Genomic DNA, 26,006 nt, shown 5'->3' with positions numbered 1-26,006 from the left:
GGTACCGCACTCTTGGGGAAACTGGGCGAATTCTGGGCGTATTTGGGGAAAAAAGTATTTGTGCCGCTATTTGTAGCCCGGAGCGCCGGGAAGTCCCAGATATTCTTCGTAGCTTTGGAAGCCTCGAACCAGCATGTCCTCGGCGACGGCCACACCCACGTAGCGAAGATGCCACGGCTCGGCCAGATACCCGGTGGTCGATTCGGAACCGGGCACGTAGCGGACCACAAAGCCGTGTTCTTGGGCGTGTGCGGCGACCCACTGGGCCCCTGCTGTCTCTGCGAAGCAGGAGTGGAACTCACAGGCGGTGCTGGCGCCAGCATCGCCGATGTCAATGGCCAGGCCGCTTTGGTGCTCGGAGAATCCGGGCCGTGCTGAGGTGGTGTCAGCGGCCGCCGTGCCCTTATTGACCACGTAGCCGTTGTAGAGGCCCATCTGCGTGTCATAAGACCGGTAGCTGCTCAGCAACGTCAGGTGCACGCCCTGCGTTGCTGCCGCAGCGAACATGCGCTCCGCAGCTTGAGCGGCTTCGGCACGCAGCAGGCCGGGCTCACCGGAGCCCACAGGTACCGCTGGCACTACCAAGTCCGACGGCGAATACGTCACCGGAGCTAGTGGATGGTGTTTGTTCACCAACACCAGCGGGCTGTTGGGGTTGAAAATGTTCAACAAGGATTGATCGGACGGAACAGATGCCCCTGACGTAAAGAGCTTGTGGGCAGGCGAGCTTTCCGCAGCGCCCTTGATCGCAGGCGCCGGGGGCGTGGCTACAGGGGTGAGAGGTGCAGCAGAACCGCCCGATACCGAAAGTTTCGGCACCGCACTCGTGGATGCACTCGGGGAGGACCTCAAGAAGGGGGCCGGGGTGTCTGTTGTCACGAGAGTAGACAGTGGCGCAGGTGGGGAAGGCTTCAAGGAGGCGTCCGGCGTCGTGCGTAGAACTGTTGAGATGGCTGGGTCAGGTGCAGCGGCTTGGCCGGGGGAATCCGCCAATCCCAGTGCCCCTCCCACGACCAGGGCGGCGCCGACAAAGGAGATCAGCACGCCTCCGGGGCGCGGCCACGAGCATTCGCGGCGCAGGCGTGCGCCGGGTGACTGTCGGGGGCGGCGTGCCTGGTGGAATCCCACAACGGGCACTAGACCTTCCTCAACAACATGCGTCGGATGGAATGGTCAGCGTCCTTGGTGAGCACCAGCTGCGCGCGGCCGCGGGTGGGCAGCACATTCTGGAGCAAATTGGGTTCGTTGATGCTCTTCCAGATCTTCGAGGCTGTGGCGGTGGCCTCGACGTCGGACAGGTCTGCATAGCGGCGGAAATAGGAATCCGGATTCGCGAATGCGCCGCTGCGCAGGGAACGGAAACGGTCGATGTACCACTGCTCAATGTTACTGGTTTTGGCATCCACGTAGATGGAGAAATCGAAGAAATCACTGACGGCCAGGCCGGAGCGCCCATCGGTGCGAGGACGGGCGGCCGCGAGCACGTTCAGGCCCTCGACAATGAGGACGTCGGGGCGGCGGACCACCACTTCCTTGTCCGGCAGGATGTCGTAGGTGAGGTGCGAGTACATGGGGGCTCGGACCTCTTCGGCGCCGCTCTTAATCGCACTGACGAATCGGAGCAAGGCCCGGCGGTCATAGGATTCCGGGAAGCCTTTGCGTCCCATCAGGCCACGGCGTTCCAGCTCGGCGTTGGGGTGGAGGAAGCCGTCAGTGGTGACCAGTTCCACGTTGGGAGTGTCTGGCCAGCGGCACAGCATCTCCTTGAGGACGCGCGCTGTTGTGGATTTGCCCACAGCCACGGAGCCGGCAACACCAATCACGAAGGGGGTGCGGGAGCCGCGCTCGCCCAGAAAAGTGGTGGTGGCGCTGTGCAGGTGACCGGCCGCGCCAACGTAAAGGTTAAGGAGCCGGGAGAGCGGCAGGTAGACATCGTGAATCTCACGCATGTTCAGTTGGTCACCGAGCCCGCGGAGCCGCTGAACATCGGATTCGTCTAGGGGTTGCTCAATCTTATTGGCAAGACGAGACCACGTCTGGCGGTCCAGCTCCACAAAAGGAGAGGCGCTGACGCCGTTGTTTGGCTCGGTTCTTTGCGCTGTCACATCTGCAATTCTGCCTTGTTTGGGGTGAGGTGGGAAACGAGAGCCAAATAACAGTGTGCCAGTTATGACAGAGTCTCATGGCAAGAAGAGGGGAAGACGTAGAACGTCCTTTGAATTCTGTGGGGTTTATGATTGTTTTTCATGTGTGGAATTGTGGGATACGCCGGCACCGCCCCGGCTCAAGGTAGTGCTTCATCGACTGGCCAGCGTGCCCTAGAAGTGATTGTGGAGGGTCTGCGCCGGCTGGAATACCGCGGCTATGACTCGGCAGGTATCGCTGTGGCTGGTGCCGATGGCATCGCTATGCGTAAGAAGAGTGGCAAGTTGGTCAAGCTGCTCGATGAGCTGGAGCTGAACCCGCTGCCCGCCGCATCCGCAGGGATCGGGCACACACGGTGGGCAACTCACGGCGGCCCCACCGATGCCAACGCCCACCCCCATGTTGTGGCTGACGGCACGTTGGCCGTGGTGCACAACGGCATCATCGAAAACTATTCACGGCTCAAGGCCGATCTGCTGGCCCGCGGCCACAGCTTCGCCTCCGAGACCGATAGTGAAGTGGCGGCCACCTTGCTGGGCGAGGCCTATGCCGAGTTGGCGGCCTCTGATTCGGAATCCTCAACGTCGGATGCAGACGCGGCCGACGCCGGAGCCGCAGATGGCGGCAGGCTCGCCTTGGCCATGCGCCAGGTGGTGCGGCAGCTCGAAGGTGCCTTCACTCTGGTGGCCACGCACGCCGCTCAGCCGGGCGTGGTAGTTGCCGCTCGCAGGAACTCACCTCTCGTCGTGGGCTTGGGTGAGGGTGAAAACTTCCTGGGCTCGGACGTTTCCGGATTTATTGATTACACCCGCCGGGCCGTGGAACTGGGTCAAGACCAGGTCGTCACCATCACCGCCAACTCCGTGGAGATCACCGACTTCCAGGGGGCTCCGGCACAGGGCAAAGAATACTTGGTGGACTGGGATGCCGCTGCCGCTGAAAAGGGCGGCTACCCCTCCTTTATGGAAAAGGAAATCAACGACCAGCCCGACGCCGTGGCGCAGACCTTGCTGGGCCGCACCGACGGCGAAGGCGTGCTGACCTTGGATGAGTTGCGCGTTGATCCGTCGGTTCTGAAATCCATCAACCGGATTATTGTGTTGGCCTGCGGCACCTCCGCCTATGCAGGACAAGTTGCCCGGTACGCCATTGAACACTGGTGCAGGATCCCCACCGAGGTGGAACTGTCCCACGAGTTCAGGTACCGGGATCCCATTGTGGATGAACGCACCTTGATCGTCTCCATCTCGCAGTCCGGGGAAACCATGGATACCCTGATGGCTGTTCGCTATGCGAAGGAGCAGGGCGCGGTGACGGTGTCGATCTGCAATACCAATGGCTCCACGATTCCTCGCGAATCCGATGCCGTGCTGTACACGCATGCGGGCCCGGAAATTGCCGTGGCCTCCACTAAGGCGTTCCTGGCTCAGATCACTGCTACTTACCTGCTGGGCCTGTATTTGGCACAGTTGCGCGGAAACCTGTTCCAGGGTCAGATCAAGGACATTCTGGCGGAACTCGCCAAAACCCCGGCCAAGATTGCCGATGTGCTGGCCAACGCTGAGCAAATCAAGACTCTTGCCCGCAGCATGGCTGACACCCGTACCGTGCTCTTCTTGGGGCGTCACGTAGGGTACCCGGTCGCCATGGAAGGGGCCTTGAAGCTCAAAGAGCTGGCCTACATTCACGCCGAAGGCTTTGCCGCAGGTGAACTCAAGCATGGTCCCATCGCGCTGATTGAAGACGGCCAGGCCGTTATTGTGGTGGTTCCCTCGCCACGTGGTCGCGATTCCCTGCACGCCAAGGTGGTCTCCAATATCCAAGAAGTCCGTGCTCGCGGCGCCATGACCATTGTCATTGCCGAGGAAGGTGACCTCTCCGTACAAGATCACGCCGAGCATGTGTTCTACATTCCCGAGACGAGCACCTTGTTGGCGCCCCTTTTGGCCACGGTTCCGCTGCAGATATTTGCATTGGAGCTTGCCACGGCCAAGGGCTACGACGTAGATCAGCCGCGCAACCTGGCCAAGTCTGTCACCGTCGAGTAGCGGTTCGAGCCGCGGCGCCTAGGAAGCCGGTAAACCGGTGAGTCAGCATGTGGGGGATAGGGTGGAGCCATGATTATTGGCATTGGTGTAGATGTTGTTGACATTGAACGTTTTGGCCGCCAGTTGGAGCGTACGCCGGGGCTCCGTGAACGCCTCTTCGTGCCGGCCGAACGTGGTCTGAATACGCGCTCGCTCGCTGCACGGTTCGCCGCGAAGGAGTCCGTGGCCAAGGCGCTTGGTGCCCCTGCTGGCATGAACTGGCAGGATTGCTGGATTGGGCTGGATGAGCACGGGCCCACCATCAACGTGAAGGGCACCGTGGCAGCAGTGGCGAAGTCCAAGGGTATCAAGCACTGGCACTTGTCGATGAGCCACGACGGCGGCATTTCCACTGCCATGGTGATTGCCGAAAGTTGACATGATCAGCGCCCACACCACCGCCGCGATTCGTGCCGCCGAACAGCCGCTGCTGGCTGCCGGGCACGGACCGGAGCTCATGCGCCGGGCAGCGCACGGGCTGACACTGGGCGTGGTGAAGATCTTGCGGGCTCGCGGGCGCAGCCTGTACGGGGCGCGCGTGCTGGTGCTGGCTGGATCGGGAAATAATGGCGGCGATGCGCTCTATGCCGGCGCCGCTTTGGCAACCCGCGGTGCACGCACGACGGCGGTACTCACCGGCGCACGGACGCACCCGGAGGCGCTGGCTGCTTTTAGGCGCGCTGGTGGGCGTTGCGTTACTGAAGAAGACACAGCGCAACTGGCGCTATGGGATGAAGCCGTACGGGCCGACGTCGTGCTTGACGGGCTTCTGGGCACTGGCGGGCGCGGCGGTCTGCGCGGTGCTGGCGCCGAGTTGGTGGCCCGGCTGCAGGATCTGACAGGCAGTGTCCGGCCCGCCGTGGTGGCCTGTGATCTGCCCAGCGGCGTTGACGCCACCACGGGAGCCGTCCGCGGGCCTGTGTTGCGCGCCGATACGACCATCACCTTCGGTGCCCACAAAAGCGGGCTGCTCGCCGCGCCGGGAGAACAATTTTGCGGCACCGTAGAGCTCGTGGACATAGGGATTTCCAGCTTCCTTGGGGAAGCCGCTTTGTTTCGGCTCGAGGCCGCCGATCTAGCGGCCCAGCTACCTCGCCCTGCGGCCGCCGACCACAAATACACGAGGGGCGTGGCGGGAGTCGTGGCAGGGTCGCGGCAATATCCAGGTGCTGGGCTGCTGGCGGTTGCGGCGGCATCGGCGTGTGGACCCGGCATGGTTCGGTACCTTGGCCCAGCATCCGTGGCCGCTGCCATCCATGTGCGCAATCCCGAGGTGGTCTGCTCCGAGGAATCACCCCGGGAATTGCATGTGCAGGCTTGGCTCGTGGGGCCGGGGCTCGACGGTGATGGCGCCCAACGAGATCGGGCTGCTGACGCCATAGCCTCGGGGCTGCCCACTGTGGTTGACGCTGGCGCGCTGGAGCTTGTTGTCCCGGCGCAGGGGCAGAAAAACGCTCATCTGATTCTTACCCCGCACGCAGGTGAGCTTGCAGCCATCATGGCCCGTGCCGGAAGTGCATTGGACCGGGCAAGAATTGAGGCAGAACCACTTGCTGCGGCTCGCGCGGCCGCGCAGCTACTGGGGGCCGTGGTCCTGTTGAAGGGGGCCACCACCGTGGTGGCCGCACCCGACGGCACGGTATTCACCCAGGCCAATGGCACCCCACGACTGGCCACCGCCGGGAGTGGGGACACCCTGGCCGGGATTCTCGTTGCCCTGCTGGCCATGACTGCGGCTCAGGCCCCGGCTCACCACGAGGCTCAGGCCCGGGCTCACCACGAGGCTCGCGAAGGGGCGTCAGGCAGTCAAATTGGCACTGGCCTGACGCCCCACGATCTTGCGCGCACCGCGGCGCTCGCAGCTGCGCTTCACGGCGAGCTTTCCCAGGAAGACCGCGACGCTCCCCTAAACGCCGGGCAGCTGGCGGGCCGCATTCCACACGTTTGGGCACAACTGTGCCAAATAAAACCGCAGCAGTAGCGCACTTTTCTAGGGGAAGTTCATGGATATGTGGCCGGGTAAAGACCATCCGCTGGGAGCCCGAGTGGATCGGGACGGTACCAACTTTGCCTTGTTCAGCGAAGGCGCCACCGCTGTGACCCTGTGCCTCTTTGATGCAGAGGGAACAGAAACGCAGCTGCCACTGACCGAAGTGGACGGCTACGTTTGGCACGGTTACGTACCGGCGGTGCGGCATGGACAGCGCTACGGGTTCAGGGTTGACGGGCCATGGGACCCGGGCAATGGGTTGCGCTTTAACGCCGCCAAACTGTTACTGGATCCCTATGCCAAGGGGGTTGAGGGTGCCGTGGAGTGGGGCCAGGCGCTCTTTGCCTACCAATTGGGCGAGCCGGCGCTCCGCAACGATGAGGATTCGGCCGCCCACACGTACCGAAGCGTGGTGGTGGATGACGCCTTCGACTGGAACAACCCCGACGGCACACCCGATCAAAGCCCGGATATCCCGTACCACGAAAGCGTTATTTACGAGGCGCACGTCAAGGCGCTGACCCAACTACACCCGGACGTCCCAGAGGAGTTGCGTGGCAGTTACGCCGCAGTGGCCCACCCAGCCGTAGTGGCCCACCTCAAAAAGTTGGGCGTGACCGCCGTCGAACTGATGCCGGTGCACCAGTTTGTTCAGGATGAGCGGCTACTGGAGCAGGGCCTGCGCAACTATTGGGGCTACAACACCATTGGTTTTTTCGCCCCGCACAATGAGTACAGCTCCGCGAAAGACCCGTGCGACACCGTGGTGGAGTTCAAAACCATGGTCAAGGAACTGCACCGTAACGGGCTGGAAGTCATCCTCGATGTTGTCTACAACCACACTGCCGAGGGGAATCACCTGGGCCCCACGCTGTCCTTCCGGGGCATCGACAACGCCGCGTACTACCGGCTGCAGGAGGATGACAAGGAGCAATACCTGGACTATACGGGCACGGGAAATTCACTCAACGTCAGGTCGCCACATGCCCTGCAACTGATCATGGACTCGCTGCGGTACTGGGTCACCGAGATGCATGTGGACGGGTTCCGCTTCGATCTGGCAGCCACTCTGGCCCGGGAGTTTTACGACGTCGACAAGCTCTCCTCCTTCTTCGATATGGTCCAGCAGGATCCCATCGTGTCCCGAGTCAAGCTCATTGCCGAGCCATGGGATTTGGGGCCCGGCGGCTACCAGGTGGGAAACTTCCCGCCGCAGTGGACGGAATGGAACGGGAAGTTCCGCGACACCGTCCGCGATTTTTGGCGCGGCGAGCCATCAACATTGGGGGAGTTTGCCTCGCGCCTGACGGGGTCATCGGATCTGTATGGGCATTCCGGGCGGCGCCCCGTGGCCTCGATCAACTTCGTCACAGCCCACGACGGCTTCACGCTGACGGATCTGGTGAGTTACAACGACAAACACAATGAGGCCAACGGGGAAGAGAATCGCGACGGCGAATCCCATAATCGCTCTTGGAATCACGGGCAGGAGGGGCCCACCGATGATCCCGCTGTGCTCAAGCTCCGTGCGCGCGGTCAGCGCAACTTCCTCGCCACCCTCCTGCTATCCCAGGGAGTGCCGATGCTGCTGCACGGCGATGAACTGGGACGCAGCCAACAAGGCAACAACAACGCCTACGCCCAAGATTCGGCCCTGACCTGGATTGATTGGGAGCAGGCCGATTCCGCGCTCATCGACTTTGTCTCCCAGCTGGGTCGGTTGCGAAAAGCACACCCCGTGTTCCGGCGTCGGAGGTTCTTTGACGGACGGCCTGTGGAACGCGGGGACGACGGCGCACTGCCGGACATCGTGTGGCTGCGGCCCGACGCCGCGGCCATGGCCCCTGCCGATTGGGACAGCGGATTTGGGCGCAGCATTGGGGTGTTCCTCAACGGTGGGGGCATCCCGGACTGCGATACAAAAGGGCAGCCAGTGGTGGATGATTGCTTCTTGATGCTGTTCAACGGCGGCGAAGCGCCCGTGGATTTCACGCTCCCCGGGCAGGACTACGCCTCGCGCTGGGTGGTGGAAATCCATACCAATGGAGTGACAGCCGCCGAGTTTGCAGCCGGGGCCGTGGTGGGTATGGCCGCCCATTCGGTACTGGTACTGCGCGCCCCGGACCAGGACTAGACACAGATCACAGCTGAGCCGTGGCAAGATGGAAGGCATGACCTTTCACGCCGCGGAGAACCGCTATGAAACCATGCCCTACCGCCGAGTCGGCCGCAGCGGATTGAAGCTGCCCGCCATTTCGTTGGGGTTGTGGCACAACTTTGGTGACGACAAGCCTTTCGAGGTGCAGCGCGATATTCTGCGCCGCGCCTTCGATCTGGGCGTGACGCACTTTGACCTGGCCAACAACTACGGCCCGCCAGCAGGAAGTGCCGAGACCAACTTTGGCCGCCACTTCAAGGATGACTTTGCCGCACACCGCAACGAACTAATCATCTCCACCAAGGCCGGCTACGCCATGTGGCCTGGCCCGTACGGCGAATGGGGCTCACGCAAGTCCCTGCTGGGCAGCCTGGACAGCTCACTGACACGCATGGGCCTGGACTATGTAGACATCTTCTACAGCCACCGCCCCGACCCGGAAACCCCCATGGAAGAAACCATGGGCGCCCTGGATTATGCGGTCCGCTCCGGTAAGGCCCTGTACGCGGGCATCTCCTCCTACACGCCAGCCCAGACGCTGGAAGCTGCCCGGATTCTGAAGGAAATGGGCACCCCGTTGCTCATCCACCAGCCCTCTTACTCCATGCTCAACCGCTGGACCGAGGACGGGGAACCGAACCTTTATGAAACGCTCGACGCCGTTGGCGCCGGTTCCATTGCCTTCTCGCCCCTTGCACAGGGTGTGCTGACGGACCGTTACTTAAAGGGTGTGCCGGCAGATTCGCGTGCAGCCAAGGAGCACTTCCTGTCTGAGCATGATCTGACGGAAGAGAAAATGGCTCGGGTTCGCGGGCTCAACGATATTGCTGCCGGACGTGAACAGTCGCTGGCACAGATGGCCATCGCCTGGATTCTGCGCGATCAAATCAAGGGCACCCCGGTGACCTCGGCCCTGGTGGGTGCCTCCAGCGTCACCCAGCTGGAGAACAACGTCGCCGCCATCAACAACCTTGAGTTCAGCGAAGCCGAGCTGATCGCGATAGACGAGTTCGCCGTCGAATCTTCCATCAACAGGTGGGCACAAAAGTAGGATCAGGCACGCTTTCTCTCAAGAAAGCAAGTGTTTGTGACAAAACAACGAGACATTGTTGCCCCGAGGGAACAAAATCGGGGCAACAAGAGTTGACTAGAATGGTTAAGGGCGCCGTAGGGGCGTCAGATCCGGCCAAGTAGCCGTGCGTCGTGTCTTTATGTCAACCGTGAAGTCGTGCGTCGACCCGTCACCGCAAAGTGTGCGCCGGATCCGTGTGAGTTTTATGAAGGAGTTCCGTGTCCAATCATCCTATTCGGGTGGCCATTGTCGGTGTAGGCAACTGTGCCTCATCCTTGGTCCAAGGCGTCCAGTATTACCAGAACGCTGATGCCAGCGTTAAAGTTCCGGGCCTGATGCACGTTGAATTCGGCCAGTACCACGTCAATGACGTGCAGTTTGTGGCCGCTTTTGACGTTGACAGCAAAAAGGTCGGCCTGGATCTCTCTGACGCCATTGGTGCCAGCGAGAACAACACCATCAAGCTTGCAGACGTCCCCAACCTGGGCGTTCCGGTTCTGCGTGGAACCACTCTTGACGGTCTGGGCAAGTACTACCGCGAGACCATCGTCGAATCAGACGCTGAAGCTGTGGACGTTGTGGCCGAGCTGAAGGCAGCCAACGTTGACGTCATGGTTTGCTACCTGCCAGTCGGTTCCGATGCTGCCGCCAAGTTCTACGCCCAGTGCGCCATCGACGCCGGCGTGGCGTTCGTCAACGCACTGCCCGTCTTCATCGCCGGCACGAAGGAATGGGCCGATAAGTTCACCGCTGCCGGTGTTCCGATCGTGGGCGATGACATCAAGAGCCAGATCGGTGCCACCATCACGCACCGTGTCATGGCTAAGTTGTTCGAAGACCGAGGCGTGGTCTTGGACCGCACCTACCAGCTCAACGTTGGTGGCAACATGGACTTCAAGAACATGCTTGAGCGCGAACGCTTGGAATCCAAGAAGATCTCCAAGACCCAGGCCGTCACCTCCAACACTTCGGCAGTGTTGGGTGAAGACGATGTCCACATTGGCCCGTCCGACTACGTGGCCTGGCTCGATGACCGCAAGTGGGCTTTTGTCCGTTTGGAAGGGCGCAACTTCGGTGACGCCCCGGTCTCGCTGGAATACAAGCTTGAGGTGTGGGATTCCCCGAACTCGGCCGGTGTCATCATCGACGCCATCCGCGCAGCCAAGATCGCTTTGGACCGCGGCATCGGTGGACCTATCCTGTCTGCCTCCAGCTACTTCATGAAGTCCCCGCCGGAGCAGTATGCCGACGACATCGCCCACGAAAAGGTAGAAGCCTTCATCCGCGGCGAGATCTAACCCCCCTGTCCCGACGCGGCATCACTTTCCGGCGGTTATCTGCCGACGCCGCACCACTTTAGGGCAATAATTATGGGACGCTCCCTCACAGGGGAGCGTCCCATAACTTTTTAACCTGTTGGTCTTAAGTTGTTGGAACATTCCTACCGCTAGCCCTCGAATCCAGAGGCCAGCTTAGGATCTCGCCACGCCTGATTCAGTGCTTTTCGAATGCGCATCACCGCGTCCTGAAAATCGTCCGCCAAATCCTGCTGCGTAAAGATCAGCACGATCCAGCCCGCGTCGTCGAAGGCTTTGTCCCTCCGCCTGTCGCTAAACCGCTGCAACTCGCCAAAGTGATGGGCGCCGTCGTACTGCATAGCGATGCGCCGGGCACGGTAACCGGCATCAGCAGAAGGCCCGCCCTCGCGACCCCACAAGGTGAGCTGAAGTTCTGGCTCCGGCAGACCGGCGTCGGCCATGGCCAGACGCAAAAGGGTTTCGGGTGCAGAATCCGCTCCGACGCGCATCATGTCCAGGGCGTCGCGGGCCCGCACGATACCTTGCAGATTGCGGTGTCGGCTCGCCATCTCGCGCAGGGATGTGAGGGTGGCGTAGGGTTTACTGCGGCCCTCGAATTCGGCTCGAGGTAGGCGAATGAGTTGGTCTCCCATGCAGACGAGGTCAGGCAATGGAAGCATGCGGGCCAGATCGAGCCAGGTGCGCGAACGAGTGCTCAGCGCCAGCCCGTCCACGGATTCGATCTCGCCGCGCAGCGCTGTCACATTGTGGCTGACGATGCCTTTTCGGCGCAGCTGCGGGAGCTGGCGGGGCTTACTGAGGTGAAGCTCATCTGAATCTGCCAGCCACGGAGGCAGAATAAGCTCGTGAAGCCGTGCGGCCGTGGAATGCGAAACCCAGGCCCCGGGCGAAGCTGCCGAAAGTACCCGGGCTGCATCCCGAAGATCAAAGTCCCAGCCATCCGGACGGTAAATCCCATGGCTGACATTGATGAGCTGGCCGCGCTTGAGTTGGTCCGGGGTCAGACCTGAGGCGAGTGCTTCACGATACGTGAAGGGCGCCTGAGTGAGCGAGAACGCGTCGCTGGGTTCCATCTCTTAATTGTGGCCCAGAACGGAGCTCCACCGCAGAAGTTATCCACAGGTACGAACGCCAGCCGGCCCCCACAAGCGTGTGGAGGCCGGAAGGTGATGCGGCGTGTGCGAAAAGCTGCCGGAAGGTGATGCGGCGTGTGCAAAAAACCGCCGTAAAGTGGTGCGGCGTTGGTATTAAGGGGTGAGCCAGAGGGTTGTCTCAGCTGCGATTGTTCCCACTGCTCCCGCTGTTGCTGCTTCGCCGGAGGTGAGGACTACCTTGGACAGGTCGACGCCGGATGGCAGCTCTGCGGGCACCGCCGCAAAGTTGGTAATCACCTCCCAGCCGTTGGGGCGGCGGTAGTGAATCACCTCCGACTCGGGGGAGCTGAGCCACTCAAGTGACTCTTCAGCCTGCAACTCGCGCCGCAGCTTCAGCGCGGCACGGTACATTTCCAGCGTTGACCCGGTAACCCCGGCCTGCGCGTCGGCGGCGAACTCGCTGAACCACTCCGGCTGGGGCAGCCAGGGTATGCCACCAAAACCGAAGTTTGCTTCCGTGGCGGACCATGGCAGCGGAACCCGGCAACCGTCACGGCCCTTGACCTTATGGAGCGTGCGGAACCAGGTTGGATCCTGCAACACCGAAGCCGGCAGCTCCGCGACTTCGAAGAGACCTAGTTCTTCGCCCTGGTAGAGATAGGCGGAACCCGGCAGGCCCAGCATGAACAGCGTTGCGGCCCGGGCTCGGCGCAAACCGCGCGCCAGATCGAGTGCCGGGGCAGCACCGTCGGCCAGGAGCCACGCTTCCATATCCTCGCGGGTGCTGCCATCGGGCAGACCGTAGCGGGAGGGATGACGAACCACATCGTGATTGGAGAATACCCAGGTGGACGATGCGCCGGAGGAAGTAGCCTCCGAGAGACACTTTTGCGCAATGGCCCGGAATTCCGTGGCAAGAAACGGGGCCTGCAACAGATCGAAGTTGAACGCCTGGCCCAACTCGGTGGGGCGCGCGTACTTCAAGCGACGGTCCGTGAAAGGCACCCAGGCCTCGGCCACGGCAGCCTTGGGCGGGTCATACTCATTGAGCACCGAGCGCCAGCCCTCAAAAACCTCATGTACGGCGTCCCGGTCAAAGAGAGGATCGGAGCCGTCATCGACAAGGATTTCCAGTTCCGGCTTGGACCGCAGCGGCAGGGACATGTCCTTGATCAGCGCGTGCGCCACATCGATGCGGAAACCATCCACCCCTCGATCAGACCAGAAACGCAAGGTGGTGTGGAAGTCCTCGCGCACCTCCGAGTTGTCCCAGTTGAAATCGGGCTGCTCCGTGGCAAAAAGGTGCAGATACCACTGGCCCAGTTGCCCGGCGCGCGGCCCGGCCTGCTCAACCACCCGCGTCCAAGCAGCCCCGCCAAAATGGGAGGGCCAATCCGAGGGCGGCAGCTCGCCGTCGTCCCCTAATCCATCCAGGAAATGGTACCGGGCACGCTCCGTGGAGCCAGGCGAGGCAGCAAGAGCCGCCTTGAACCACTCGTGCCGGTTGGAGCTGTGATTGGGCACCACATCCACAATCACCCGGATGCCCGCTGCGTGCGCGGCGGTAACCATGGCATCGAAGTCCGTCAGTGAACCCAAGCGGGGATCAACGTTGCGGTAATCATCGACGTCGTACCCGCCGTCGGCCAGCGCGGAGGGGTAGAACGGGCTCAGCCAGATCGCGTCGATACCCAGCTCGGCGAGGTAGCCCATGCGGGCCGTGACACCGGGCAAATCTCCCATGCCATCGCCATTGGAATCGGCAAAACTGCGCGGGTAAATCTGGTAGACGGCCGCTTGGCGCCACCACGGAGCCGGTGGCAGGGACAGCGAATCAGAGCCGGAAACAGAATCAGAAAGTGATGCGGTCATTACTTGATGGATCCTCTCATGACGCCGGAAATGACCCAGCGTTGGGCGAAAATGTAAATCAACAGCAGCGGCGCCATCGCCATCAGGTAGGAGGCAAAGGCTGTTGTGTAATCGGTATTGAATTGTCCCTGGAAGACGTACTGCACCAGGGGCAGGGTGCGGGTAGTGGGGTCCGAAAGGATCACCAGCGGCAGCAGGAAATCATTCCACGCCCACAAACAAGTCAGGATGCCAACGGTAGCGTTGATGGGCGTCAGGATGGGAAAGATGACCTTCCAAAACGTGGTCCAAGTACTGGCGCCGTCCATGACCGAAGCTTCTTCGAGCTCGGCGGGGATGGATTTGATGAACGCGGTGTAGACGAAAACATTGAAACTGAGACCATACACCGTGTAGAGCAGGAACAGCCCCACCGGGTTATCCAGCCCCAGCACCGCCATCTCCTTCGTCACCGGCAGCATGATGATGGGGAACGGGACAAAGAGCGCTGCAATGAAGAAGTAATACAGCGCCTTGAAAAACGGCCGGTGCATGTTGCGGGCAATGGCGTAAGCCACCAAGGAGTTAGTCAGAATGGTCAGGATGACCGCCGCGACCGTCACGATGCCTGAAATCAGCAGCGCGTTAGGGAAGTTGGTCAGTTTCCACGCGTTGGAAAAGTTCTCCAGATGGATGCTGGTGGGTAACGCCAGCCCGTTGCCGTTGAGCTGATCGGAGGATTTCAAGGCGGTGACAATGGTGAAGTACAGCGGGATCAGCACCGTCAGGGACAGCACAGCGGCCAGGAGCGTTAGTGGAATGTTCACTGAGGAACGACGGCGGCGCGTGGCTGGGGTGCCGGCCTCCGGCTTTTCGATAAGCAGACTCATTGAAGCTCAGACTCCTTGCGTGAGAGGAAGCGCATTTGCAGCAGCGACAGGACAACGATGACCACCAGATAAACCACTGAGTTGGCCATCTGGTAGCCGTACTCCCCGCCTTGGAAACCGCCGCGGTAAATGACCATAGCCACTGATTCGGTGGAGGTGCCGGGGCCGCCGTTGGTCAGGGCCACGATCTGATCGAACGCCTGCAGCAGGCCCTTGAGGGCAAGGACCATATTGATGGTGAAGTAGCCGGCGATCATGGGGAACGTGATGGAGCGGAACTGGCGCCACGGGGACGCCCCGTCCAAGCCGGCAGCCTCATACAATTCACCGGGGACGGTTTGCAGGCCGGCCAGGTAGATAATGACACTGAAGGCGATGGACTGCCACGCCGTAACACCCACGATGCCCAACCACGCCAAGTCAGGGTTGGCGAGGATGGACGTGGAGAGCCATTCAATGCCCAGCGCCTGGCCGATCAGAGGCAGGTTGTTGGAGAGCAGGTAGTTGAAGACGTAGCCCACAATCAGCACGGACAAGATGTTGGGGATAAAGAAGATTCCGCGAAATGCCGTCTGATACTTGATCTTGGAGTTCAGCAAGATGGCGATAAAGAGCGCCCCAACATTGACCACAATGGTGGTGGTGATGGCGAAGAGGAACGTGAATCCGTAGGACGCCATGATCCTGTCATCTTTGAACAGGTTCACGTAGTTGGACAGTCCCACGAAATCCCATTCGCCGTAGCCGGCGTAGTCGGTGAAACTGTAGAACATGCCCGTCACGGTGGGGACTGTGTGCAAGATGACGAACAAGACCAAGGCCGGAACAACCATCCAGTAGAAGGTCTTGCTGGGCCGGGACGGGCTCCGGCGTTGCAGCCCGGCTGTGGTGCGGGGCTTATTGGCCGTGGTGGTCATGATCTAGTCCCCTTTCTTGGTGATGGTGCGGGCGGCAACCTTTTCAAATTCGTGGTCCATGCGGGCCAGGAATGCCGGTTGCTTCTTATCCAGCACGAACTGCTGCAAGATCGCATCAAAGGGGATGCTCGCAGGAACATGGTGGTCGAAGTAGCCGATCACACGGCCGTCGTTGAAGAAGCCCTGCATGCCTGCCAAGGCAGGATCGACGCTGGGGGCCGCATCCTTCACAGGTGTCAGGGATGATTGGGCCTTGGAGTAGTAGTCCAGCACCGCAGGGGACATCAGGTATTCCACAAACTTCTTGGCCTCTTCCGGGTGCTTGGTGTCTTTGCCAATGGCGAGGGTGACATCCACTCCGGAGACCAGGACGTTCTTTGCGGGGTCGTTGGTGGTGGGGTAGGGGAAGGAGGCGATGTTCGCATCCGGGTTCGACGCGCGGATGGCCGGGATTGCGAAGCTGCCTTGCAGGTACATGGCTGATTTGCCGGCTCCGAAGGCTGCATTGCCGTCGTTGTAGCCTGCGCTCTGAGCGCCGGGTTGGGCGTAACTGAAGAGTTTCAAGAGTTTTGTGGAGGCCTCCGTTCCGTCCTTGGCGAAACTGGACGCGCCCGTTTCCGGGGTCCAGCCGGCAGTGCCAACACTGTCAAAAAAGTCCGCGGGCATGAGGTTTCCTGCCAGATTGACGAACGATGGTAGGACCGTCCAGGCGTCCTTGAGGGTCATATAGAACGGATTGACGCCGTTGGCCTTGAAGGTATCCGCCGCTGCGATGAGCTGATCCCACGTTTGTGGCACTGCTACCCCGTTGGCAGCAAAAATCTCCGGGTTGTACAAGATGCCGCTGGCATTGTTGGCAAACGGCAGACCGTTTGTTTCGTTGCCGTGGCAGGTACCCAAACCGTTCAGAATGTCCTGAACTGCCGGCTGGACACGTGGGGCCGCCGGCATGTCTGACAGGTCGGCAAACACGCAGGCTTTGGCCAGATCACCGAAGTTGCCGTTGCCATTGAGCGTCAGCACATCAGGTGTTCGGTTCTTGACCAGCAGTGTCCTGATGGCGGTATCCGGGTCCGGGGAGTTATTGATGACCACATGGATGTTGGGGTTCTTGGCCTCAAAATCCTTCACGATCTGGGTGAACTGGGCCACCGCTTCGGGCTTGAACTGAAAAAAGTCCAAGGTGACACGGCCGTCGTCGTTCGTGGAACAGCCGGTCAGCACCAATGTCAATGCCAGTGCGGCGGTAGTACCGGTGGCCATCAGCTTGCGGCGGAAATTGTGCCGACCGGGCTGTGATTTCCTGGCCAGCTGGCGCAGCAGCGCCGGCGGGCCAGATTCTCGCTCATGGTTCATGGGAACTCCTTAGTTGGCCTGATCAACAGTGATCAAAACGGCTTGTTCGGGGAAAAGTACGGGGGACGCCAGACCGGTGACGGCCAGGAGGCGCCCGGAGATGATCGTTTCGGCAAGGGTCCAGTCAAGGGGTGACTGGCCGTTGCCGAGCTGATCATTGAGAGGTTCTGAGAGCTGGACCCGGTAACGCGTGTCCGGCAGCAGCCCCGGCAGCGTAAGGCGCCCGGACGGGTACGTGGTGGATGCTGTGCGCTGAGTGAGGGAGTAGACGGCGCGGCTACCGTCTGCGGCAACGACGCCGCGGAGATCCATTGCCGGATCGGGCAGGTCCGCGTGGACGCTGGTACCGGTGTGGAACAGCTCCCGGTTCGCCTTGTGGAAGGCGATCCAGCCCGCAAGTTCCTCCGTCTGTGCCTCAGAGATGTCCGAGATGTCCCATTCAATCCCGAAGTGGCCGAAAATGGCGGTGCGGGCCATGAACCCCAGGCTGTGTTGGCGGCCGGTGGAATGTGATTTTGGCCCGCCAATGTGAGCGCCCATAAGCTCGTAAGGCACCAGGAGCCCGGTGTTGGCTTGGTTATCGAGGCGTTCGAGGGGATCGATGCAATCGCTGGTCCAGATCCTGTCCGTGTAGTCCAGGATGCCCAGATCCACCCGGGCCCCACCCGAAGCGCAGCTTTCAATTTCTACACCGGGGTGGCGGTGCTTGAGCTCCGCGAGCAGCCGGTAGAGGGCCAGCGTGGTTTTTCGCACGGTGGGGTTGCCCGTGCGGGGATCGGCGGCATCGAGCAGGTCACGGTTGTGGTCCCACTTGATGTAGCTAATGGGGTATTCATTCAAGATGGCATCAAGGCGGCCCAAAAGGTAGTCGAAGCACTCCGGGTGGGCCAGGTTCAGTACCTGCTGCTGGCGTGCGGAGACCGGCCAGCGTCCCTCAGTGTGCAGGATCCAGTCCGGATGCTTGCGGGCCAACTCGCTGTTCGGGTTCACCATTTCCGGCTCAAACCACAGCCCGAACTCCATGCCTAGGCCGCGCACATGCTCAATGATGGGGCCCAGGCCGTCCGGCCACACGGCAGCGTCCACAAACCAGTCGCCGAGCCCGGCAGTGTCGTCGCGGCGGCCTAGGAACCAGCCGTCATCTAGGACAAAACGTTCGACGCCGACCACGGCAGCCTTCTCGGCCAAGCTTTTAAGTGTGGCCAGGTCGTGATCAAAATATACGGCTTCCCACGTGTTGAGGGTGACGGGCCGCGGCCGGGTTGGGTGTTGGGGGCGGGCACGCAGATCTTCGTGGAATCGGGCCGAGAGCTGGTCTAGGCCGTGGCCCCAGGAGCCCAGCGCCCACGGAGTGGTGTGCGATTCCCCGGGTGCCAGAACCACTTCTCCCGGCTGTAGTAGCTCGCCGGCGCTCAGGAAGCTATCACTGGTGATGGTGCTTTCGGCCGACAAGCTGTGATTGCCACTCCATGCCGTGTGCACGCCGTGGACCAGGCCGGCGCGGAAGCTGAAGCTGTCCTGACCCGCCAACATGAGCAGTGTGGCATCCGCACCCGGGCGTCCGCGGCGGCTTTCGCGAACATGGGCGCCCACAGTCAGCGGGCGGCGCTGGGCGGTGCGTTCCTTCAAATGGCGGCCCGTGAAGTCCTGGACCGTGGTGGCGCTCGCCGGCAGTGGGAACACTGTGGTGAGCCGGTGGAGGAGGTAGTCGCTGTCCCCGGTGTTGCTCAGGATGTGCCGCTGGCGCAGCACCCCGGCAGCGCTTAGCTCCAGCTCCGTGACCAGATGCAGCCCTCCGGCTGGGTCCTCGGCGGTAATGGTGAGGGAGGAGTCATCGGCGTGTGCCGCCGTGATACTTAAGGCGCTGGCCCAACCGCCGGCACCGCGCTGGCCGAGCAGTGCGGGAGTGCCCTGCCAGCCAAACGTCTCCTGCGGCAGGAGGCTCAGGCGGGCGGGAACGTCAATGCCGCCGGAAACGCGCTGCGGACGGGCTGCTATTGCGAGCGACGCCAGTTCGGCGGGGGAGAGGGTGCCTGTGGCCGGGCCCCAATGAATGATGGTAGGGGTGCCTGCCGTGTCCAGGTCCACGATGACCGAGGTGCCGCCGCGATGCAGCTGGAGCTGGGCGGGACGTGAAGAAGTTGTTGTGCTCATGTAATAGTTTTACAGCGAAACTAATTGCTGTGTCAAGGGTCACCTTGATTGCGTAATTGCGGGGAAATACTCGATTTCAGAGTGGAATTATATTTGAAGTGCAATAAACTTGTTGTCATGAACACCGTTGCCTCCACACCGAGCCTGCCTGCGCCGAGCCTGCCTGCAACTAACCAGCCTGGCGAGAACCGCGGACAACCGGAAGCCCTCGCGGAATCTGCCCTTGAACTGGCTCGCCTGGTGCTTGTCCGCGGCCCCATTTCCCGCGGGGAATTAGCCCGGGAAATGAAGTTGAGCGTCGCCAGCCTCACCCGCTTGGGCAAACCACTGCTCGATTCGGGTCTGCTCATTGAGGGCCCCCTGGTTGCCGACGGCACCGTGGGGCGCCCCGTGCGATTGCTCGATGTTCCCACTGACGCTGCGTGGTTTGTGGGCGTGAAAGTGACAGGAGAAAGTCTGCAGGCCGTGGTCACGGACATTCGTGCCACTATTCTGGCGGAAGCCGTGCTGCCTCTACCCGAGAAATCGGCCGCTGCCGTGGTGGCAGGCATTGCCCAGCTCTCTACGCAACTGGAGGCGCAAGCAGGCGTCACAGCCACGGGGGTGGGCGTTTCCCTGGGTGGACAAGTGCGCCCGGACGGCGTGGTCCACCGCGCACCGTTTCTGGACTGGAAAAACGTGCCCTTGCAGAGCCTGCTGCAGGACCGGCTGGGACTCCCCGTTGTGGTGGAAAATGACGTGACAGCCCTTGTAGCCGCCGAGCAATGGTTTGGGGCGGGCCGCGAGGTGCCCGATTTTGCTGTGATTACCGTGGGAGCAGGGGTTGGCTACGGACTCACCATTCGCAACCACGTGATCCGAACAGTGGATACCGGATTGGGGCTGGGCGGGCACTTCCCGTTGGATCCCAACGGTCCGCTGTGTGCCGAAGGGCACCGGGGCTGTTCCACAGCCATGCTGTCCATCCCCAGCATTTGTCTGCAAATTTCAGCAGCCTTGGGCCGCCCGGTGGACTATGGGCAGGCGCTGGACCTTGCCGCAGATGGCAACCGCGCCGCCGCGGCAGTCCTGGAGGCAGCAGCAAAGTCCTTGGGGATCCTCATCGCCGCGGCCACAAACCTGACAATGGTTAACACAGTTGTGCTGGGAGGGGAAGGCGTGGCCCTCTTCGCGGCGAAAGAAGCCACCGTGCTGGCTGCCTTGACGGCGGGACGGGACCCGGAAGCAGCGCCGGTGAAGGTACGGGTGGGGTCGGCCGATTTCACCGAATGGGCCCGTGGCGCAGCAGCCGTGGCTATCCAAGCCCAAGCATTCATTCGCTAGCGTGCAGTGACCGACATTCATACTCTGTGGGCTGCCAGCATGGTGCGTTAGCATGGCAGAACCTCGAGGAAGGCGTCACCATGCCAAGAACGCATCGTCTCAGCGGCACCGCGAAAGCAGTAAAAGCAATAAAGGCAGTGAAAAGAGTTCGCTCGCGGCTCACGGCCACGTTGTTGATGCTCTCTGTCGTGACAGTAGTGGCCGCATGCGCACAGCAGGGCCCCGGGTCTGACCCCTCCAGCTCAGGCAGTCAGCCACCCTCTGCGACCGAGAGCCCAGCAGCCGTGACACCGCCCTCCGCCAGCGGGATAGACCTCACCATCACACTCACGGAATCGCCCCAAGCCTCGCCGCGGACGTTCCGTCTTGTGGCCGAAGGCGCCACCCCGGCACCGGAATCCACGCTGCCCGATCCGGCCGCGGCACTGGCCGCGGTGGAAAAGTACGGCGAGAAAATGTTCTTCCCCGTCCCTGACCCCAACCGGGTGTGCACCCAGCAATATGGTGGCCCGGAAATTGCCCAGGTGACCGGCTGGTTCCACGGTAAGGAAGTCAATGCCACCTTCAAACGCACCGATGGCTGTGAAATCAGCCAATGGCAGGCTCTGGCTCCACTCTTTGGTGCACTCGGTGGCGGCACCGGCAACATCTAAACCGAGCGAAACCAGCCCGAATACCACCGGATTAAGCAGCGCCAGATTCGGCAGCGCGTCAGCTCGGGGAGCGTGCGCCTTGCCCAAGCCAGCCACGCAGGACGGCGGCCATCCAGTTCAACTGGATGGCCGCCGTCGTGCGTGGAAAAATGCTTATCTAGACGTGCTGGACTCTAGCGCAGCAGGTCCGTGGGAGCTTGTTCAACGGAGAATTCTGAGTGCCCCTTCTTACCCTTCTTGGGCTTGTCTTTGCCCTTCTTATCCTTGCCCTTCTTATCCTTGACGGGACCGCTATTGTCCTCATCCGGAACCACTGCGGTGCCACCGGGGGTGACAATGACGGAGACAAACGTCTGCGTCCCTGTGTCGCCAAAGGAGACCCGGCCCAGATAGTTGCCCGGTGCCAGCCCGGTCCAGCTCAACGTGACGTTGCCGGACTTGCCGTTAGCGAGCTTGAACGGGTTCGGTGAAACCTTGGCGTTACCGGCATCTGCTCCGAGGATCGCGGCATCCACAGTGGCCTTGACAGCCCCGCCGTCAGTGCTGGAGTACAGATTGGCCAGCACCTGGTAGGTCCCGGGGGCCGGATTGGTCAAGGTCAGCGTCTCACTCGAGGACGCCGTACGCACATCGCTGTACTGTCCGCCCGGGTTGAAGACGATCATGTCGTAATCGGCGCCCTCATCCGCAGAAATGACCTGGAACTTGGCCAACTCGGTTCCCTCCGGAACAACAACCTGCTTCAAGAAGTTTGAGGCGTTGTTGCCCACGACGAGCGGACCGGGAACCAGCTCAATAGCGTTGGAGTCAGCCTTGGACAGGCCATTGACGGTCAGCGCCACAGGAGCGTTGGTCCCGGAAACCACCGGAATCTTGCCACTGCTATTGCCGTTATTGGTACTGAAGCTGATCTCCGGCTGCACCAAAGCAGCCAACGGACGCACGGCAACCGGGGAGGTCACCGTGGCTCCGGCACCCTGCCAAGTCAGGCTGCCCATGGCGAACGCGCCCAGAGCTGCATTGTTGTTCTCGAAGGTGACCTTGAAGGTACGCTGCTGGCCAGCCTGAGAGAAGTTCAGCACCGACGGGGTGACCTTGACGTTGACGCCGGGGACGTTGGCGGTGGCCCGGTACATGCCGGGAGTCAACGCCGTGACGGTGCGGGTGACCGTGACCTTACCGGCCAAGGAGCCCACCGCGAAGGATGCTACGTTCATGTCACGCGGCGCGGTACTGCCGAGCCCGGGCATGCCCAGATCAATGCCGGTGCCCTGAATGAACTTCAGGTATTCGGTGTCGCCGGCGTTGTACACGAGCCCCGGTGTGAGTGCCTTGACCACCGCGGTCTGACCGGCACCTGTTGCAAAGAGATCGGTGTTCTTGGTGCCATCGGCATTGACCACATTCGTGGCCGTTGTCATCATGGCGGATTTCACCGTGGCCGGTGACCACGTGGGATTCTTGGCCATTACCAGGGCCGCGAAACCGGCAACATGAGGTGCCGCCATCGAGGTACCTGACATCATGCCAAAGTGTTCTCCGTCGGTGGCAATGGGGGAGACCCCAGCCAGAACGGCAACACCAGGAGCTGCAACATCGGGCTTGAGCAGATCAGAGTCGGTTGCTCCCAACGGGCCACGGGAGGAGAAACCAGCCACCTGAGGCTGCGGAGTTACTGGCAATCCTGTGGTGTCAGTATCAACCAAAGAAACCAAAATGTCCGGGTTGGACGTGATCTTGTCCTTGATGAGCTGTGTGGCCGGCGGGTTCACATGAACAGTAGGTACTGCATGCAGGTCAACGTCCTCGGATGACGGGGAGACATTGGTCAGGATCATGCCCACCCCTCCTGCACGCTTGACCTCGGCGCTCTTGGCCGTACGGTCAATCACACCGCGGTCACACACCACGATCTTGTCGGCAACTTTGCTGCCATCCAAGGTATCGGGGCCACAGAGCTCCGGGTTGGCTGCACCGGCGGCGGCTGCCGTGGTGGCAAGGATGACGTGGCTGGCCGGAACACCCTGACTCATCATGCTGGCGCCGCGGAACTTGCTGCCATCAGCGAATTCTGCAGTGCCTTGAAGCTCGGAGGAAAAGGAGGTGGCAGCGACGGTGGTCAGCCACGGGGCGCCGTGGTTAACAGTGCCTGCCGTGGGGCCGGAGTTGCCAGCCGAGGCGGCCACAAAGATGCCGGCCGAGGTGGCTGAGAGGAAGGCCAAGGACACCGGATCGGTCGTGGAGGTAGTGCTACCCGAGATGGAGTAGTTCAAAACGTCCACGCCGTCCAGAATGGCCTGGTTGATGGCGGCAACAGCCGAGGAAGAGTAGCAACCGCCTGTGTCGGGATCGGTGTCTTCCCAGCAAATCTTGTAGATGGAGAGCTTGGCAGCAGGGGCAACACCGCTGGTAATGCCCATGGCGCGGTCACCAATTTTTGCCTCGACATTGGCGTTACCGGCCGCTGTACTTCCGGTGTGCGTGCCATGGCTGGCAACGTCCACGGGGGAGAGGACTTCTTGCGGTGCCCGGTCCTCAGGTGCCACATAGTTCAGGAAATCATCGGCAAAGTAATGTGCGCTCAGGACCTTGGAGTTACAGGCACTGCCGTCAAAATCGGCTCCCGATTCCACCCCCTTCTGGCATTCTCCCGAGAAGGTATCGCCGTTGGCCTTGAGCATGGCCATGTTGCCGTCATCGGTGCGGTACGGGACGCCGACCTGCGGGTCCCCCGTCAGCGGCAGGACCTCATCACCAGCAAAGAACGGGCTCGAGGGCGTGTAGCCGGTATCGATGATACCCACAACAACGCCTTCGCCAGCTTTGTTCTGCCCGCCGAAGTTCTTGTTCCAGCTGCCATCCTTGCCGCTGAGGCCAAGGAAATCGGTGCTGGAGTAATCAGGGGCGTTCTCCGTATCCGGAGCAACGGTCAAGACGCTTGGGTCTTTCGCTAGGGCTAACGCCTGATCTGCGGAAAGTTCCGCTGAGAAGCCATTGAGGGCCGCGGTGAAGGTTCGCTTGACCTTGACGTTTTCGGACTTGGCCACGGCAGCTTGCTTGGTTTCAAGATGCTTCTTGTACTTCTTCACCTCGGCGCGCGTGGAGTCAAGCTTCTGCCCAGCCTGCGGCTTCGTTGCAGCAAGGCCGGCCGTTCCGCCGTCGTACATGGCGATGGGCTGCTCGGCAAGGACAACTATGTAGCGTCCGGCGGGGAAGCTCAAGGGGTTAACATCTGTTTGAGTGATACTGGGCATGCTCAGCTGGCTCTGGTTGGCCGATGCTGGCAGTGCCCCCACTGTGGCCAGAAGTAACGGCAGGCCTGCGCCTAGCGCCACGGCCTTTCGTAGTCCTGGGCTTCGAAAGAGAGTTCTTCCCGTTCGTTTCATGGTCATGGTGTGCTGAACCTTTCAACAGGATCTCCGTGCGACCTCTTGCCTCACGGATGCAACATGGCAGGGCGGCAGACAACTTTGACAAGTGATGAAAGCGCTGTGAACCGACGTAACCAACGAGGAAAGGCTACCGATCAGTAGCTTGTTTGTGACCCCAAACACAGTGGCAATAACACGAACTAGCCGGATAGGTAGTCAGGGCGCTGTCCTTCGGCATAGAACCGGCAATCAAACGGACCTAACCGCCAGTTTGGTCTTGACAGCGCTGACTGCTTTAATTCTGGGCGTTTTAGCAGCCGGGGCCCGTTAGCACCCTGGCGGTGCGATGTATTGATAGGTCAGGGCCAGGTCGTAGCTCAACACCGTGTGCGCGGCCGTTTGTTCCCAGCCAAAGGAGCCGGCAAAAACAGAGGCCGCGCGGCCCATATCGATGCGCGTTTCACTGAAGTCATGCAGGGAGGCGATCGCCTCGGCCCAGAGCTGCGGGGATCTGCCTTCGACCAGTAAGCCGGTGCGTCCATCGCTGACTGCGCGGGGGAGACCGCCAACATTAGTGGCAATAACGGGGGTGCCGCAGGCCTGGGCTTCCAAGGCGACCAAACCGAAGGACTCACTCGAGGAGGGCACTGCTACAACGCTGGCACTGCGGTACCAATCAGCTAGTTTGCTGGCCTCCACGGGAGGATAGATGGTGGCGGAATCTTGCAGGCCGCGCTCTTCGATGAGTGCTTGAAGATCATATTTGTCAGAGCCGCTGCGAGAGCCCAGAAAGGAAAGCTGCAGATCAATGTCGGGGCGTTGCGCCCGCAAGATGGCGGCAGCCTTGACCAGCACATGGGGACCCTTGAGGCGTTGCAACCGCCCAGCGAAGACAACGTGGAAGCTCCCGGGGGCAATGCCCAGATCCTGCCGCGATCGGTCCCGGAAGGCCGGTTTGAAAATTTTCAAGTCCACCCCGGGAGAAACCACATCGATGCGTTGTTCACAGCCATCGTAGTGGCGCTCCAGCTCAGCGGCCTCGGCTGTTGTGTTGGCGATCAGCCGTGTTGCCGCGGCCACAATGTGCTGTTCGCCGTCCTCGCGCACACAGGGTTCGGCGCTCTGACCCTGCGGCAGGTGCTGATTCTTAACCCGCGCCATGGTGTGCATGGTGTGGACGAGCGGGAGATCCAGGCGTTTGGCTACCAGGATTCCGGCCATGCCAGAAACCCAATAGTGGGAGTGGATGACCCGAACGGGTTCCCCCGGAAGGGCACTGACGTGATCGGCGACGGCGTCGGCCATTTCCGTGATCAGCTCAGGGAGAGCTTCCTTGGACACCTTGCCGAAGGGGCCCGCCACAATATGGTGGACCGATACCAAGGAGTCAAGCGCAACGGTTTCGGGCTGATCAGGCGAGGTGCGGCGGGTGTAAATGTCCACAGCCACACCCGTTGCGGCGAGTTCCAGCGCCAGTGCCCGAACGTAGACGTTCATGCCGCCTGCGTCACCGCCGCCGGGCTGATCCAGCGGTGAGGTATGGAGGGAAAGCATGGCGACGCGCCGAATCTGATGCATGGCGTTCCTCTCCTGCGCAACCGTGGCGAACCCTGCCGAACTCCAGTG

The 26,006-nt window shown here is 61.4% G+C and carries 18 protein-coding genes; 8 read left to right on the top strand and 10 right to left on the bottom strand.

The window, feature by feature from the left end; genetic code table 11:
- Positions 1-66 precede the first annotated feature (66 nt).
- Both AB0O97_RS05770 and coaA read right to left on the bottom strand, forming a co-directional pair.
- Positions 67-1,137 (bottom strand): D-alanyl-D-alanine carboxypeptidase family protein, encoded by a 1,071-nt coding sequence (locus AB0O97_RS05770; RefSeq protein ID WP_363880966.1) that lies wholly within the window; start codon positions 1,135-1,137, stop codon positions 67-69.
- The gene (gene coaA / locus AB0O97_RS05765) at positions 1,137-2,105 is read right to left on the bottom strand and encodes a type I pantothenate kinase (RefSeq protein ID WP_363880963.1); all 969 of its coding nucleotides are present in this window, start codon (positions 2,103-2,105) and stop codon (positions 1,137-1,139) included. The genes AB0O97_RS05770 and coaA overlap by 1 nt, the downstream gene beginning before the upstream one ends.
- A gap of 141 nt (positions 2,106-2,246) precedes the next feature.
- Here coaA and glmS point away from each other — a divergent pair, with 141 nt between their 5' ends.
- The 6 genes from glmS to AB0O97_RS05735 all read left to right on the top strand — a co-directional run bounded on the left by glmS (position 2,247) and on the right by AB0O97_RS05735 (position 10,750).
- Entirely contained in the window at positions 2,247-4,193 is a 1,947-nt protein-coding gene (gene glmS / locus AB0O97_RS05760; protein WP_363880960.1) for a glutamine--fructose-6-phosphate transaminase (isomerizing), read from the top strand.
- A gap of 69 nt (positions 4,194-4,262) precedes the next feature.
- Complete coding sequence (locus AB0O97_RS05755) at positions 4,263-4,610, top strand: holo-ACP synthase (RefSeq protein ID WP_363843391.1); 348 nt, start codon at positions 4,263-4,265, stop codon at positions 4,608-4,610.
- 1 nt (position 4,611) lies between these two features.
- A complete protein-coding gene (locus AB0O97_RS05750) occupies positions 4,612-6,213 on the top strand; it encodes an NAD(P)H-hydrate dehydratase (RefSeq protein ID WP_363880957.1) in 1,602 nt (533 codons plus the stop codon).
- A gap of 22 nt (positions 6,214-6,235) precedes the next feature.
- The gene (glgX, locus tag AB0O97_RS05745) at positions 6,236-8,356 is read left to right on the top strand and encodes a glycogen debranching protein GlgX (protein WP_363880954.1); all 2,121 of its coding nucleotides are present in this window, start codon (positions 6,236-6,238) and stop codon (positions 8,354-8,356) included.
- Between the two features lie 37 nt (positions 8,357-8,393).
- Entirely contained in the window at positions 8,394-9,431 is a 1,038-nt protein-coding gene (mgrA, locus tag AB0O97_RS05740; RefSeq protein WP_363880951.1) for an L-glyceraldehyde 3-phosphate reductase, read from the top strand.
- Between the two features lie 239 nt (positions 9,432-9,670).
- Positions 9,671-10,750, top strand: coding sequence for an inositol-3-phosphate synthase (locus AB0O97_RS05735; protein WP_363880948.1), 1,080 nt, complete (start codon positions 9,671-9,673; stop codon positions 10,748-10,750).
- Between the two features lie 149 nt (positions 10,751-10,899).
- Here AB0O97_RS05735 and AB0O97_RS05730 read toward each other — a convergent pair whose 3' ends face one another.
- From AB0O97_RS05730 to AB0O97_RS05705, 6 genes are all read right to left on the bottom strand, one after another.
- Complete coding sequence (locus AB0O97_RS05730; protein ID WP_363880945.1) at positions 10,900-11,844, bottom strand: hypothetical protein; 945 nt, start codon at positions 11,842-11,844, stop codon at positions 10,900-10,902.
- A gap of 174 nt (positions 11,845-12,018) precedes the next feature.
- On the bottom strand, positions 12,019-13,737 hold the full coding sequence (locus AB0O97_RS05725; protein WP_363880942.1) for an alpha-amylase family glycosyl hydrolase: 1,719 nt from the start codon (positions 13,735-13,737) through the stop codon (positions 12,019-12,021).
- Entirely contained in the window at positions 13,737-14,606 is an 870-nt protein-coding gene (locus AB0O97_RS05720; RefSeq protein ID WP_104110203.1) for a carbohydrate ABC transporter permease, read from the bottom strand. The genes AB0O97_RS05725 and AB0O97_RS05720 overlap by 1 nt, the downstream gene beginning before the upstream one ends.
- Positions 14,603-15,523 carry a sugar ABC transporter permease gene (locus AB0O97_RS05715; RefSeq protein WP_104110204.1) on the bottom strand — a complete coding sequence of 307 codons (921 nt, stop codon included), beginning with the start codon at positions 15,521-15,523 and terminating at the stop codon, positions 14,603-14,605. The genes AB0O97_RS05720 and AB0O97_RS05715 overlap by 4 nt, the downstream gene beginning before the upstream one ends.
- Positions 15,524-15,526: 3 nt before the next feature.
- Entirely contained in the window at positions 15,527-16,879 is a 1,353-nt protein-coding gene (locus AB0O97_RS05710) for an extracellular solute-binding protein (RefSeq protein ID WP_363880938.1), read from the bottom strand.
- Positions 16,880-16,888: 9 nt separating this feature from the next.
- Entirely contained in the window at positions 16,889-19,033 is a 2,145-nt protein-coding gene (locus AB0O97_RS05705) for an alpha-galactosidase (protein WP_363880935.1), read from the bottom strand.
- Between the two features lie 117 nt (positions 19,034-19,150).
- On the opposite strand from AB0O97_RS05705, the gene AB0O97_RS05700 reads away from it, so the two are divergent.
- Positions 19,151-20,356 (top strand): ROK family protein, encoded by a 1,206-nt coding sequence (locus AB0O97_RS05700; protein ID WP_363880933.1) that lies wholly within the window; start codon positions 19,151-19,153, stop codon positions 20,354-20,356.
- Between the two features lie 80 nt (positions 20,357-20,436).
- The gene (locus tag AB0O97_RS05695) at positions 20,437-21,009 is read left to right on the top strand and encodes a hypothetical protein (RefSeq protein ID WP_363880930.1); all 573 of its coding nucleotides are present in this window, start codon (positions 20,437-20,439) and stop codon (positions 21,007-21,009) included.
- Positions 21,010-21,182: 173 nt separating this feature from the next.
- On the opposite strand, the gene AB0O97_RS05690 is transcribed toward AB0O97_RS05695, so the two are convergent.
- Entirely contained in the window at positions 21,183-24,401 is a 3,219-nt protein-coding gene (locus tag AB0O97_RS05690; protein WP_363880927.1) for a S8 family serine peptidase, read from the bottom strand.
- A 306-nt stretch (positions 24,402-24,707) separates the two neighbouring features.
- The gene (gene mshA / locus AB0O97_RS05685) at positions 24,708-25,958 is read right to left on the bottom strand and encodes a D-inositol-3-phosphate glycosyltransferase (protein WP_363880924.1); all 1,251 of its coding nucleotides are present in this window, start codon (positions 25,956-25,958) and stop codon (positions 24,708-24,710) included.
- Between the last annotated feature and the right edge of the window lie 48 nt (positions 25,959-26,006).

This window comes from Specibacter sp. NPDC078692 (assembly GCF_040686835.1).
Taxonomy (GTDB): Bacteria; Actinomycetota; Actinomycetes; order Actinomycetales; family Micrococcaceae; genus Specibacter.
The sequence above is the reverse complement of the archived record's forward strand: the minus strand, read 5'-3'. Positions and strand labels throughout refer to the sequence as shown.